The sequence below is a fragment of the Klebsiella sp. D5A genome (genome assembly GCF_001620885.1).
Lineage (GTDB): Bacteria > Pseudomonadota > Gammaproteobacteria > Enterobacterales > Enterobacteriaceae > Klebsiella > Klebsiella variicola.
Genome location: NZ_LOAR01000004.1, coordinates 218156 through 232228, shown reverse-complemented (window position 1 = coordinate 232228; position 14073 = coordinate 218156). Strand labels below are relative to the sequence as shown.

The following is a 14073-nucleotide window of genomic DNA, read 5'->3' as shown; positions in this document are numbered from 1 at the left end:
TTACCGTTCTTTATGCGCCTTCAGGCCGCGCCGTTACCGCGTCAGCAGCCAGCGGGCGGTATGTTCATCGGTCACCAGACCATTGATCCAGCCGCCTTTAAGGGCCGCCAGGATCGCCGGTCGTTTGTATTCTCCACAGGCCGCGGCAATACGCGGGCAGTGGTTCTGACGGATATCATAGCTGGTGATCATGCGGTTGATCTCGCTGTCTACCACGTGGCCTTCCGCATCGATAAACCGTCCGAGGATCTCTCCGATGCCGCCGCGCGCGGTCAGCTCATCCATTTGCGCCTGATTGATAAACCCGTCTTTAAAGATCGGACTTTGCGTGCCCAGGGGACCAATGCCGACAAAAATCACGTCCGCCTCTTGGGCGACGCCGGAGACGCTGCGGAATAAGCGGTTGGTGCACCACATCTCATGCTCCTCCGCGCTCTGGGCGTAGCGCGGCGCCGGCCACTGATAGTACTTGGCCTTAATTTTGCGGGTCAGCAGCAGGGGCACGTCATCGTAATAATTGCACTGCCCGTCGGCGTTCATGGCGCTGATCAGCGCCACGCAGCGGGTATTCAGGCTGTCAAAATCGATGCGCTGCAGCGCTTTTTTCAGGGTCAGGCCCGAGCCCAGGCCGATGATTTTCTCCTTATCATCCTGCAGATAGCGAGCCATCAGCTGATAGCAGCCAAACGACACGCTGTCGAGGGTGCTTTCTTCGCTAAAGGCGGGGACCACATTGCACTCGATCAATCGATACTTTTCCTGCAGCAACTGCGCATAATCGAGGCAGTTTGCTACCGGATGGTGCAAATTAATCGACACTATCCCTTCTTCTTTCGCCGCGGCGATCAGCCGTTGCACCACCGGTCTGGAGGTGCCCAGCTGGCTGGCAATCTCGCTCTGATTCTGACCGGCGATGTAGTACATCCATGCGGCACGCACCTTCTGATCCAACCGGATATCGTCTTCTTTACTCATGGTTTCCCGCCCTAAGTTGCTGACCAGGGCTCGCAATTGGCCCGGCGAATACCCGCATTCTCGCCGTGGTTGGCATAACTGGCAAGCTTTTGCTCTTGTCTGGTCATTTGTAATTTAATTGGGTAATTGTTCTTTTGTGATCCGTGGCTCTTATTTTGGTCAAATGATCAATTACAGTGGCGCCATCAACTCAAGGAGAACAGAACATGAACAATCAATTCACATGGCTTCATATCGGTCTGGGTTCTTTTCATCGCGCGCATCAGGCGTGGTATCTGCATCGTCTGATAGCGTCCGGGGATAAGCGCTGGCACATCGCGGCAGGAAATATTCGTAACGACGCCGAGCAGGTGGTGCAGGCGCTGGCGGCGCAGGGAGGACGTTACGTCCTGGAGACCGTCAGCCCGGAAGGGGAGCGCGACTATGAAGAAATTACTTCTATCCAGAAATTGCTGCCGTGGCAGGCCGGGCTGCAGCCGCTGATTAACGAAGGGGCTAACCCGCAGACCAAAGTTATCGCCTTTACTGTGACGGAAGGGGGGTACTACCTGAACACCCGCCATCAGCTGGAAACCAGTAACCCCGATCTGCAGGCCGACCTGCAAGGCGAGTGCAAAACTATTTATGGCACCCTCGCGCGGATCCTGGAGAAGCGCATGGCCGACGACGCCGGGCCGCTGACCCTGCTCAACTGCGACAACGTGCGCCACAACGGCGAGCGTTTCCACGACGGCATGGTCGAGTTCCTGCAGCTCACCGGCAAACAGGCGGTGATTGACTGGATGGCGGCCAATACCACCTGTCCGAACACCATGGTGGACCGCATCACCCCGCGTCCGGCGGCCGATCTGCCGGCCCGTATCAAAGCGCAAACCGGGATTGATGACAAAGCGCCGGTGATGGGGGAGACCTTTATCCAGTGGGTGGTGGAGAACCACTTCCGTGATGCCCGCCCGAACCTGGAAGCGGTCGGCGTGGAGATGGTCGAGTCGGTCATCCCGTATGAAGAGGCGAAAATCCGCATTCTGAACGCGTCGCACAGCTGCATTGCCTGGGCGGGAACCTTAATTGGCCAGCAGTATATTCATGAAAGCACGCTGACCGATGCTATCTACGCCATTGCCGATCGCTACGTCACGGAGGATGTCATTCCCTGCCTCGGCGATAACGGCATTGATCTGCCCACCTACCGCGATGTGGTGCTCAAACGCTTTACCAACCCCTATATCCAGGACACCAACCAGCGCGTCGCCGCCGACGGCTTCTCGAAAATTCCGGCGATGATCGCCCCCACGCTGCAGGAGTGCTATCAGCGCGGCGTCCGCCCTGAGGCGACCGCCATGCTGCCGGCGCTGTTCTTCGTCTTTATGGAGCAGTGGCATAAGGGAACGCTGCCCTATCAGTACCAGGACGGCATCCTGGATGCGCAGGCGGTGCATGAGATGTATGAGGCTCAGGATCCGGTGGCTGTCTATGCCCGCGATAAAGCCCTGTTTGGTGACCTCGCCAATAACGCGGATTTCCTGGCGCTGATGCGCGAGAAAGTCGCCGCCGTTTACACGCTGATTAAATAAAGAGGTGGCTATGTATCTGGGTATCGATCTCGGCACATCGGAAGTCAAAGCGCTGGTCATTGATGAGAACTATGAGGTTATCGCCAGCCATAGCGCGCCGCTGAGCATTCAGCGGCCCCATCCGCACTGGTCAGAACAATCACCGGAGCTATGGTGGGAGGCGACGGAGTACCTGATGAGCACGCTACGGGAAAAATGCGCGCAGCACTGGCCGGCCATCAAGGCGATTGGCCTCTCCGGACAGATGCACGGCGCGGTGTTGCTGGATGAAAAGGGGGAGACGATCCGTCCGGCCATTCTGTGGAACGACACCCGCTGCGCCGCAGAGTGCGCCGAGCTGGAGGCGATGGCGCCGGAGCTGCATCAGGTGGCGGGCAACCTGGCGATGCCGGGCTTTACCGCGCCGAAGCTGCTGTGGGTGCGCCGTCATGAGCCGCAACACTTTCAGCGCACCGCCACGGTGCTGCTGCCGAAGGATTATCTGCGCTATCGGATGACCGGGAAGAAAGTCTCCGACATGTCGGACGCCGCCGGGACGCTGTGGCTGGACGTGGCGAAGCGCGACTGGTCCGACGCTCTGCTGGACAAGTGCGGCCTGTCGCGCAGCCACATGCCGACGCTGGTCGAAGGCTGCGAGGTTTCCGCCACCCTTGATCCGCAGGTGGCGGCGCGCTGGGGGCTGAACGCCTCGGTGGTGGTGGCCGGGGGCGGGGGGGATAACGCGGTTAGCGCCATTGGCGTCGGCGCGGTCTCGCCGGGGGATGCGTTTATTTCGCTCGGCACCTCCGGGGTGCTGTTTGTGGTGACCGACGCCTATCGTCCGGCGCCGCAGTCGGCGGTACATGCGTTTTGTCACGTGCTGCCGAACCTGTGGCACCAGATGAGCGTCATGCTGAGCGCCGCCAGCTGTTTGCAGTGGTTCTGCCGCCTGACCGGCACCACGGAGGTGGCGCTGCTGGCGGAAATTGCCGAGCTCAGCGAGGAGGAGAAAGCCCACGCCCCGTTCTTCCTGCCCTATCTCTCCGGCGAACGTACCCCGCATAACGATCCTGACGCGCGCGGCATGTTCTGGGGCATGACCCACGCCAGCCTGCGCGCCCAGCTTGGCTACGCGGTGCTGGAAGGGGTGAGCTTCGGTATCAACGACGGCCTGCAGGCGTTGAAAGAGAGCGGTACGCCGATCGCGCAGTGCTCGCTGGTGGGCGGCGGCGCCCGCAGTCCTTTCTGGGCCCAGCTGCTGGCCGACATTCTCGCTATGCCGGTGGTGACCCATAAAGGGGGAGAGACCGGCGGCGCGCTGGGCGCGGCGCGGCTGGCCTGCCTGGCGGCGGGCAAACCGATTGCCGCGGTGTGTGAAAAACCGGAAGTCTGGCAGACCTGGCGTGCGGATCCCGTTCGCCACCACACCCTGATGCAACGCTACGCGCAGTTTAAAGACCTGTATTTAAACGATCTGAATTACCGGCAGCACTGATTTTCATCATAACAGCCGCTTCGTTGCACATCGCGGAGCGGCCACCCTGTACCCTGAAAACGAGGTCATTATGTCTATCAATAATAAACAGTGGCTCGGTTTACCCCTGAACCTGCTCTGGGGATACATCGCCATTGCCGTATTTATGACCGGCGACGGTTTTGAATTAGCCTTTCTGTCGCACTATATCAAAGCGCTCGGCTTCTCTCCGGCGGAGGCCTCCTTTGCCTTTACCCTCTACGGCCTGGCCGCCGCGCTGTCGGCATGGATTTCCGGCGTGGTGGCGGAAATTATCACCCCGCTGAAAACGATGATGATTGGCTTCGTACTGTGGTGCGTGTTCCACGTGCTGTTCCTCGTTTTCGGCCTCGGTCACGCCAACTATGCGCTGATCCTGATTTTCTACGGCATCCGCGGCTTCGCCTATCCGCTGTTCCTCTACTCGTTTATCGTGGCGATTGTCCATAACGTCAAAAGCGACAATGCCAGCTCGGCCATCGGTTGGTTCTGGGCGGTCTATTCCATCGGCATCGGCGTGTTCGGCAGCTATATTCCGAGCTTCACCATTCCGCACATTGGCGAACTGGGGACTTTATGGCTGGCGCTGGCCTTCTGCGTCACCGGGGGCGTGATTGCCCTGGCTTCCCTGCGCCATATTCAAACGCCGCAGCATATGCAGAATCTCACCACTCGCCAGAAATTTTCCGAGCTGGGACGCGCCGCGACGCTGCTCTATACCAACCGCAATATTCTGCTGTCGAGCATGGTCAGGATTATCAATACCCTCTCGCTGTTCGGTTTTGCGGTCATTATGCCGATGATGTTTGTCGATGAGCTGGGCTTCACCACTTCAGAATGGCTCCAGGTATGGGCAGTCTTCTTCTTCACCACCATTTTCTCTAACGTGCTGTGGGGGATCCTGGGGGAAAAACTGGGCTGGATGAAGGTGGTGCGCTGGTTCGGCTGCATCGGGATGGCGCTCTCCAGCCTGGCGTTTTACTACATCCCTCAGCACTTTGGCCATAGCTTTGCGATGGCGCTGATCCCCGCCATCGCCCTCGGGATCTTTGTCGCCGCCTTCGTGCCGCTGGCCGCTGTGTTCCCGGCGCTGGAGCCGAAGCACAAAGGCGCGGCGATTTCGGTCTATAACCTGTCGGCGGGGATGTCGAACTTTCTCGCGCCGGCGATTGCCGTGGTGTTGCTGCCGTTCTTCAGCACCATCGGGGTGGTGATTGCCTACACCGCATTGTACGTGGTGGCCTTTTTCCTCTGCGCCTTTATCCGCGTGGAGCAGCCGGGGTTCTCCCACAAGGAAGCAACCGCCCGCGAGCAGGTTGAATTCTCTTAGGTGATGCGGCTGGCATGGGCTTCATGCCAGCCTTAATGAGGTGAACGAATGAGTATGCAGGCGGTTATTTTTGACATGGATGGCGTGATTATTGATTCCGAGGCGCTGTGGCGACAGGCGCAGATTGACGCCCTCGCGCAGTGGGGGGCAACGGCGAGCGTGGATGAGTGTGAAACCCTGACCAAAGGCAAACGCCTCGACGAAATCGCCGGCACCTGGTGCCGCTATTTTCAGCTTGATCTTGACCCGCAGCGGCTTGAAGCCGCGATATTGCAGCGTATTACCGGCCTGATCGCCAACGAAGGCGAGCCGATGCACGGCGTGCATGAGGCGTTACGCTATTTTCGCGAGGCGGGCTATCAAATTGCGCTCGCCACGTCATCATCCCGCCAGGTTATTGCCGCTGTGCTGAACAAGCTCTCGCTCTGGCACTTTTTCGACGTGGTTTCCAGCGCAGATGATGAAGAACGTGGAAAGCCACATCCGGCGGTTTATCTGACGACGCTGCGCAAGCTCAATCTCAACGCCAGCCAGTGTCTGGTGATTGAGGATAGCTTTACCGGCTTTTGCGCGGCTCAGGCCGCCGGTATTCCCACGGCGGTGGTTGCCGAAGATAGCCGACAGGGGCGCTATCAGGCCGCTGTCGGCCGCTATCAAACTTTACCTGAACTGCTGGAAGCGCTTAACGCCGAGCCAGCGACGGTCGCATAACTTACGCTTTCGTGAGCGCAGAAAATTCCGGGATGTACACGGTCGGTCACTCTCTTTTCTGCGCTCACGCCCTTTTTTCTCCATGCCGATCCGCCTCACATTTCGCTCATCTTTTGTGAAAACAGTCACGTCTTGTTGTGCCAATGCCCAAATTTATGGCCTTGCTTAGCGGTGTTTGTCCGAGGCACTGCTACGTAATTGTGCTTAGATTATATATTGAAACGTATTTTCAATAATGTGAAACCGCTTTGCCGATTTACCTCTGTCGATCGGATTTGGCCGTGATAAGGATTGAGCATGAAAATTGAATCTGTGAATGTCACCGTTTTCCAGTATCCCACTCGTCGGGTTTCCGACAGCGCCGGGCACTCCCATCCGGGGGCTGAAAGCATGGCCAAAATGGCGATGCTGACCATCACCGCTGATGATGGGGCGCAGGGTTTTTCGTTTGCGCCTCCGGAAGTCGTGCGCCCGTTCGTGGTGAATACTTTTTTTCGCAAAGTGCTGGTGGGGCAGGACCCGTTTAACCGCGAGCGTATCTGGCAGGATCTTAACCACTGGCAGCGCGGCAGCGCACATCAGCTAACGGAGCGCGCGCTGTCGTTTGTTGAACAGGCGCTGTGGGACCTGATTGGCCGCAGCCTCAGGATGCCGGTCTACAAGCTGCTTGGCGGCTATCGCGACACCGTCCCGGCTTACGGTAGCACCATGTGCGGCGACGATCTACCGGGCGGCCTGTCGACCCCGGAAGAGTATGCCGCCTTTGCCGAAAAGCTGGTCGCCCGCGGCTACAAGGCCATCAAACTGCACACCTGGATGCCGCCAATCTCTTTTGCGCCCAATCCCAAAATGGATATTAAAGCCTGCGCGGCGGTGCGCGAAGCGGTAGGGCCGGATATTGACCTGATGATTGATGGCTATCACTGGTACAGCCGCGCCGAGGCGCTGTGGATCGGCAAAGCGCTGGAAAAACTCAATTTCGCCTGGTTTGAAGAGCCGATGGAGGAGGATTCGATGTCCTCCTACGCGTGGCTGGCGGAAAACTTGTCGATTCCCATCGTCGGGCCGGAGAGCTTCGGCGGCAAGCACCACATGCGCGCCGAATGGGTGAAAGCCGGAGCCTGCGACATTCTGCGCGCCGGCGCTAACGGCGTGGGGGGCATTACCCCGACCATGAAGGTGGCGGCGCTGGCGGAATCTTTCGGCATGGATTGCGAAGTCCACGGCAACGGCGCGGCAAGCCTGGCGGTGGTCGGCGCGATCCGTAACTGCCGTTGGTATGAGCGCGGCCTGCTGCATCCGTTCCTCGACTACGATGAACCGGCGGCCTATCTCAACAGCATTGTCGACCCGATGGATGATCAGGGATTTGTGCATTTGTCACAACGTCCGGGTCTCGGCGAAGACATTAATTTTGCGTATATCGAAGCCAATACCGTTAGCCACGACTGATTTAAAAAAATAAATGCCCGATGGCGCTGCGCTTATCGGGTCTGCGGCCCGGTAGGCCGGATAAGGCGAAAATGCCGCCATCCGGCAACATGTACCCTACAGTACAGGCAAACAGAGATATGAAAAAAACCTCCTTACTGGCAGCGTGTACTCTCGCGCTCGCCATGTCGATGGGGAGCGGAGAGGCGGTGGCGAAAACCCCGCCCGACCAGCTGATCATCGGGATGAATATGAATAACCTGCTCACCCTTGACCCGGCGGCGATGACCGGTAACGAAGTGGTGGGGATCGTGGTCAACCTCTACGACTCGCTGGTGGAGCTGGACCCTGAGCAGCTCACCACCGTTAAGCCCGCGCTGGCGAAATCCTGGGATATCAGCCCCGACGGCAAAACCCTGACCTTTCATCTGCGCGACGACGTCAAGTTTCACTCCGGTAACCTGCTGACCGCCGCCGACGTCGTGTGGTCGATGCGGCGTATCCTGCACCTCAACCTGGCCCAGGCCTCGGTATGGAAATCCTATGGCTTCAGTAAGAAAAATATCGACAGCCAGGTCAGCGCGCCGGACCGCTTCACGGTGCAAATCGTATTACCCAAAGATAACGATCCGCAGCTGGTGATTTACTCGCTGGCGGCGCTGGGCAACCTCGGGGTGCTGGACAGTAAAACGGTGCAAAGCCACCAGCAGGATAACGATTGGGGCAACCGCTGGCTAACCACCCATGAAGCCGGTTCCGGGCCGTTTACGCTGGAAACCTGGCAGGCAAAAGAGGTGCTGCGCATGAAGCGCAATCCTGACTACTGGCGCGGCGAGGCGAAAATGAGCCGCGTGGTGCTGCGCCATTTCAAGGAGTCGCAAACTCTGCGCCTGATGATCGAAAAAGGCGACCTCGATATTGCCAACAACATGGCGGTTTCCGATATCAACGCCCTGCGCAGCGACCCGCAGCTGACCGTCGATGCGGTGCAGCGCGGCACCATGTACTACGTGGCGATGAGCATGAAAGAGGCGCACTTCGCCAATCCGAAAGTGCGCGAGGCGGTGCGCTATCTGATTGATTATCAGGGTATCAATAAAGCGCTGATGCCGGGCTACGGCGTGCTGCACCAGCGGCCGATTAAGGCGGGCATGCCATCCACGCTGCCCGACCCTGGCTATAAGCTGGACGTGGCGCGGGCGAAAAAGCTGCTGGCGGAAGCGGGATATCCCAACGGCTTTGATACCACGCTGCGGGTACTCTCCGATCAGCCATTTCTTAACATCGCTATCGCCGTGCAGTCGACGCTGATGCAGGCGGGGATTAACGCCAAAATCATCACCGGCACTGGTAACCAGATCTACGGCGCGATGCGTGAGCGTAAATTTGACCTGCTGGTAGGTCGCGGCGGCAGCGGGATGGAGCCGCATCCGCACTCCAGCCTGCGCGCGCTGGTCTATAACCCGGATAACAGCGATAAGGCGCGCCTGACCAACTTCCAGGGCTGGCGTACCGGTTTTTACGACCCGCAGCTTAATACGATGATTGACCAGGCCCTGCTGGAACGCGATCCGCAAAAACAGGTGGCTGACTACCAGGCCATCCAGACACGCTACGACCAGCTGGTTCCGGCTTTAATTCCGCTTTCGCAGATGGTTGATTCGGTCGTCGTGCGCAACGAGGTACGGGAGTATCAGCCGCACCCCTCCGCCACCACTTTTCTGCGTGACGTCTATAAAGTCCGCGAAGGAGAGAAAGGATGAGTACCGCAATCCTTGCGCCCGGCTCACGCGGCCGGCGCTTATCAAAACGGCTACTGCAGGTGGTGATTACGCTGTTCGGCCTGCTGCTGCTGACCTTTACCATTGGCCGCGTCATGCCCATCGACCCAGTGCTGGCGATTGTCGGCCCGGATGCTGACCAGAGCACCTATCAGCAGGTTTACCAGCAGCTGGGGTTTGATAAATCGCTGACCACCCAGTTTGGTATCTATTTCGTCAACCTGTTGCACGGCGATCTGGGCAACGCGCTGCTGACCGGGAAACCGGTGGTGGACGATATTATCCGCGTCTTCCCGGCCACCATGGAGCTGGCAACGATGGCGATTATTGTCGGCGCGGGTCTTGGTATTCCGCTGGGCGTGCTGGCGGCGGCGCGGCGCAATAGCGTCTCCGATTATGTGGTACGCATTATCAGCCTGGCGGGCTACTCGACGCCGATCTTTTGGGTCGGGATGATGGGACTGCTGGTGTTCTATGCCTGGCTTGGCTGGGTAGGCGGCGCCGGGAGGGTAGATCTCGGGCTGGATGGTGTGGTGCCGCGCCGCACCGGCCTGATGACCGTTGATGCCCTGCTGGCTGGCAACGGCCAGGTGTTCTGGAACGCCATTAATCATCTGATTCTTCCCGCCTCGCTGCTGGGTTTTCACTCGCTGGCTTATATCAGCCGTATGACCCGCAGCTTTATGCTGGCCCAGCTGTCGCAGGAGTTCATTATTACCGCGCGGGTGAAAGGGCTGACCGAGCGTCAGGTTATCTGGAACCATGCGTTTCGTAACATCCTCGTGCAACTGCTGACGGTGGTGGCGCTGGCCTACGGCGCGCTGCTGGAAGGCGCGGTGCTGATTGAAACCGTCTTCTCATGGCCGGGTTTCGGCTCCTACCTTACCGGTAGCCTGCTGTTGGGCGATATGAATGCGGTGATGGGCTGCGTGCTGCTGGTGGGCGTGATCTTCGTGATGCTCAACCTGCTCTCCGACATGCTGTATCAATTCTTTGACCCGAGGACAAAATCATGACCGTTTCTCTGGATTCGCCGCTTTCGGGCGGTGCGGGCGAAGGCCGTCAGCGGCTGCAACGCGCGGCGGCGCGGGCCGTCGGGTTTATCGGCAAAATGGCGCGCAATCCGCTCACGGCCATCGGCGGAGGAATTATCGTTCTGCTGCTGGTGGTGGCGATTTTCGCGCCGCTGATTGCGCCTTATAACCCGCTGGTACAGGACCTGAATAGTGCGCTGGTCGCGCCGAATGCACAGCACTGGTTCGGCACCGATGAGTTTGGCCGGGATATCTTTAGTCGCTTGGTGTACGGCTCCCGCATCACGCTCTATATCGTGCTGCTGGTCTCGGTGACTGTCGGTCCGCTCGGGCTGCTGCTGGGCGTCAGCGCTGGCTATTTCGGCGGTAAAGTCGATATGGTGCTGATGCGCGTCACCGATATTTTCATCTCCTTCCCGAGTCTGGTCCTGGCGCTGGCGTTTGTCGCCGCTTTAGGACCGGGGCTGGAGCACGTGGTTATCGCCATCACGCTGACCGCCTGGCCGCCGATTGCCCGTCTGGCGCGCGCCGAAACGCTCTCTCTGCGCCAGGCCGATTTTATCTCCGCCGTGCGTCTGCAAGGCGCTTCATCGGCCCGCGTCCTCTGGCGCCATATCGTGCCGCTGTGTCTGCCCTCGGTCATTATCCGTATCACCATGAATATGGCCGGGATCATTCTGACCGCGGCCGGCCTCGGCTTTCTCGGCCTCGGCGCGCAGCCGCCAGAGCCGGAGTGGGGAGCGATGATCTCCAGCGGGCGCACTTATATGATGGAGTGCTGGTGGGTCGTAACCATTCCGGGGCTGGCGATTCTGATCAATAGCTTAGCGTTCAACTTTTTAGGAGATGGCCTACGTGACATCCTCGATCCCCGTAGTGAATAATGCACCGCTGCTCGACGTGCGCGATTTGTGCGTCGACTTTGTTAACAGTAGCGCGGTGACCCACGCCGTGCGCGGCGTCTCCTTCCAGCTGGGGCATGAGAAGCTGGCCATTGTCGGCGAGTCCGGTTCGGGTAAGTCCACCGTTGGGCGCGCGCTGCTGCAGCTGCATCCGAAAAAGGCCCGCGTCAGCGCCAGCCGGATGCAATTTGCCGACCTCGATCTGCAGCATCTAAGCGAAGCGCAGATGCGCGGCGTACGCGGCAAACGTATCTCTATGATTATGCAGGACCCGAAATATTCGCTTAATCCGGTGGTCTGCGTGGGTAAGCAAATCGCCGAGGCCTGGCTTACTCATCATCCCGGGCGCAAAGATGAGGCGAAAGCCAGGGCGCTGGAGATGCTGGAGGTGGTGCGTATTCGCCAGCCGGAGCGCGTTTATCAGCTTTATCCGCATGAAATATCCGGCGGACAGGGGCAGCGCATCATGATCGCCATGATGCTGATTACCGACCCGGAACTGATCATTGCCGATGAGCCCACCTCCGCGCTGGACGTGTCGGTGCGCCTGCAGGTGCTGGGCCTGTTGGATGACCTGGTTCAGTCGCGCGGGCTGGGGCTGATTTTTATCAGCCACGATATCAACCTGGTGCGCAGCTTCTGCGACCGCGTACTGGTGATGTACGCCGGACGGGTAGTGGAGTCCATCGCCGCTAAAGATCTCGATAACGCCCGTCACCCCTACACTCAGGGATTGATTAACTCGCTGCCGGATATGCAGCATCGTCGCCCGATACTGCCGGTGCTGCAGCGTCAGGCCAGCTGGTTAACGGATTAAGGAGCGGATAATGATTGAAGTTCAACATCTCAACCTCGCGTTTGGCGAGGGGGAGAAGCGTAACCAGGTGCTGTATGACGTCAGTTTCCACGTTAAGCCCGGCGAGATCTACGGTCTGGTAGGAGAGTCCGGTTCCGGTAAAACGACGGTGCTCAAGTGCCTGGCGGGGCTGTTTACCCACTGGCAGGGGGAACTGACCATCGATGCTCAGCCCTTAGGGCATGAAATTAGCCGCGAGCGCTGCCGTCAGGTGCAGATGGTATTTCAGGACCCCTACGGATCGCTGCATCCCCGTCACACCATTGGCGATATCCTCGAAGAGCCGCTGCAGATCCATCGTTTCAATGACCGCGACCGGCGGATCAATGCGCTGCTTGATAAAGTTGGCCTCAACCGCGCTTTTCGTGAGCGCTATCCGCATCAGCTCTCCGGCGGGCAGCGGCAGCGCGTGGCGATAGCCAGAGCGCTGATTCTTGAGCCACAGGTGCTGCTGCTGGATGAGCCGACGTCGGCGCTGGATGTGTCGGTGCAGGCTGAGATCCTTAACCTGCTGGCGGAATTGCAGCGGGAGGCGAAGCTCACTTACCTGATGGTCACCCACGATCTTGGGGTTATTGCCCACTTATGCCAGAAAGTGGCGGTGATGCAGTACGGGAAGATCCTCGAAACCCTGACGGTCGATGCGTTGGTCAGCGGCGAGGCGCGGACGGCCTATACGCAGATGCTGGTTAACGCCAGTCGGCAATATACGCGCGAAATGGCGCGCGAGGTGGCGGACTACTAAGCTTGATGGCGCATTGTCTCACGGCAGATGCGCCCATTTTAATGGGTAATTATTTGATATTATGTGAGTTTGAGGTTGTAGATATCGTCTATTAATGTAAGTGCGGTGTTTGGATCGATATCCTGCCCAGGTTTTTCCTGCAGCCGCAGGTGCCGTTTTACCTTAACATTCAGAGGCTCAATCAACGAACCCGGCTGCTGTATACCAGCCGGGCGCCGTCTTTGCTTTGCGAAGCCTGATCAACGTAGCAGCGGGCAGTCGGGCGGCAGCCGGCAGCGCAGGGCCGCCGGTAACAGCTCCATGCGGAAGGTTTTGCCGCTGAGCGGCTCGCCGTCGAGGTTAAACGTCATCTCATGGGGGGCGGTGATCTCAAACCATGAGGAGACACCGTCAACAATATTCGGCGAGTTTTCCGGATTCGCCAGGGTGCTGAACAGGGCAGGGATCAGCTCTTCGCCGGTGAAAATGCGCAGATGCAGCAAACCATCGTTAATCAACGCCTCCGGGCACAACTGCTGGCCGCCGCCGGCCTGGCGGCCGTTGCCGATGCCAATGACCAGCGCATCGCCCTGCCAGTGAAAGTTCTCTCCGCGGATCTCGCAGCGGTCTGGCTTCAGGGTATCCATACGCATCAGGCCATGGATTAAATAAGAGACGCCGCCGAGCGCGGCTTTGAGTTTTTCCGGCGTTTCGGTGGTGATTCGGGTGCCGAACCCGCCGGTCGCCATATTAATAAAGCCGGTTTTATCATTCACCCGGGCGATATCTATCGGCACATCGCGGCCGACGATCGCCAGCTTGAGGGCGCTGGCCAGATCCTGCGGAATGCCGACGCTGGTGGCAAAGTCGTTGGCCGTGCCCAGCGGTAAAATCCCCAGCGCCATCTTGCTACCGCGCTCCACCAGCGCGGTCGCCACTTCATTAATGGTGCCGTCGCCGCCGCCGGCGATCACCGTTTCAACGTTCAGCTGCAGGGCTTCATCGATAAACCGCACGGCATCGCCCTTTTCCCAGGTGACGCGGACGTGAATATCGATCCCTTCGTCGCGTAACAGGTTAACCGCCTCGCGTAACTGCGGTTCATTGGCACCTTTGCCGTTAAGGATCAGTAAGCTGGCAGGAAACGTAGACATCATCAAGGGAACCTTTATTGCTTAATGTTGCATAAAGTGTACCGCATGACGCAAGCGAAGACCGGAGGAGAGGCAAAAAAATAAGCCCGCGTAAGGGAGATTACGCAGG

General features: G+C 58.8%; 12 protein-coding genes. 10 read left to right on the top strand and 2 right to left on the bottom strand.

Annotation, left to right across the window (positions count from 1 at the left end; translation table 11 throughout):
• Positions 1-33: 33 nt before the first annotated feature.
• Positions 34-975 carry a sugar-binding transcriptional regulator gene (locus AS136_RS06970; protein WP_008804065.1) on the bottom strand — a complete coding sequence of 314 codons (942 nt, stop codon included), beginning with the start codon at positions 973-975 and terminating at the stop codon, positions 34-36.
• 206 nt (positions 976-1181) lie between these two features.
• Here AS136_RS06970 and dalD point away from each other — a divergent pair, with 206 nt between their 5' ends.
• From dalD to AS136_RS06920, 10 genes are all read left to right on the top strand, one after another.
• Complete coding sequence (gene dalD / locus AS136_RS06965; protein ID WP_008804066.1) at positions 1182-2549, top strand: D-arabinitol 4-dehydrogenase; 1368 nt, start codon at positions 1182-1184, stop codon at positions 2547-2549.
• 10 nt (positions 2550-2559) lie between these two features.
• Positions 2560-4023 (top strand): xylulokinase, encoded by a 1464-nt coding sequence (gene xylB / locus AS136_RS06960; protein ID WP_039102372.1) that lies wholly within the window; start codon positions 2560-2562, stop codon positions 4021-4023.
• Between the two features lie 70 nt (positions 4024-4093).
• On the top strand, positions 4094-5371 hold the full coding sequence (dalT, locus tag AS136_RS06955) for a D-arabinitol transporter (protein ID WP_008804068.1): 1278 nt from the start codon (positions 4094-4096) through the stop codon (positions 5369-5371).
• Positions 5372-5419: 48 nt separating this feature from the next.
• Positions 5420-6082 (top strand): HAD family hydrolase, encoded by a 663-nt coding sequence (locus AS136_RS06950; protein ID WP_063266727.1) that lies wholly within the window; start codon positions 5420-5422, stop codon positions 6080-6082.
• Positions 6083-6379: 297 nt separating this feature from the next.
• The gene (locus AS136_RS06945; RefSeq protein ID WP_008804070.1) at positions 6380-7534 is read left to right on the top strand and encodes a mandelate racemase family protein; all 1155 of its coding nucleotides are present in this window, start codon (positions 6380-6382) and stop codon (positions 7532-7534) included.
• 119 nt (positions 7535-7653) lie between these two features.
• Entirely contained in the window at positions 7654-9276 is a 1623-nt protein-coding gene (locus tag AS136_RS06940; protein ID WP_063266726.1) for an ABC transporter substrate-binding protein, read from the top strand.
• Entirely contained in the window at positions 9273-10310 is a 1038-nt protein-coding gene (locus tag AS136_RS06935; RefSeq protein ID WP_004149062.1) for an ABC transporter permease, read from the top strand. The genes AS136_RS06940 and AS136_RS06935 overlap by 4 nt, the downstream gene beginning before the upstream one ends.
• Entirely contained in the window at positions 10307-11212 is a 906-nt protein-coding gene (locus tag AS136_RS06930) for an ABC transporter permease (protein ID WP_023323013.1), read from the top strand. The genes AS136_RS06935 and AS136_RS06930 overlap by 4 nt, the downstream gene beginning before the upstream one ends.
• Positions 11184-12047, top strand: coding sequence for an ABC transporter ATP-binding protein (locus AS136_RS06925; RefSeq protein ID WP_023323012.1), 864 nt, complete (start codon positions 11184-11186; stop codon positions 12045-12047). Before AS136_RS06930 ends, AS136_RS06925 begins: the two co-directional genes overlap by 29 nt.
• 10 nt (positions 12048-12057) lie before the next feature.
• The gene (locus AS136_RS06920) at positions 12058-12831 is read left to right on the top strand and encodes an ABC transporter ATP-binding protein (protein ID WP_016161506.1); all 774 of its coding nucleotides are present in this window, start codon (positions 12058-12060) and stop codon (positions 12829-12831) included.
• A gap of 239 nt (positions 12832-13070) precedes the next feature.
• Here the strand turns inward: AS136_RS06920 and yegS are convergent, their stop codons facing one another.
• On the bottom strand, positions 13071-13967 hold the full coding sequence (gene yegS / locus AS136_RS06915) for a lipid kinase YegS (protein WP_008804075.1): 897 nt from the start codon (positions 13965-13967) through the stop codon (positions 13071-13073).
• Between the last annotated feature and the right edge of the window lie 106 nt (positions 13968-14073).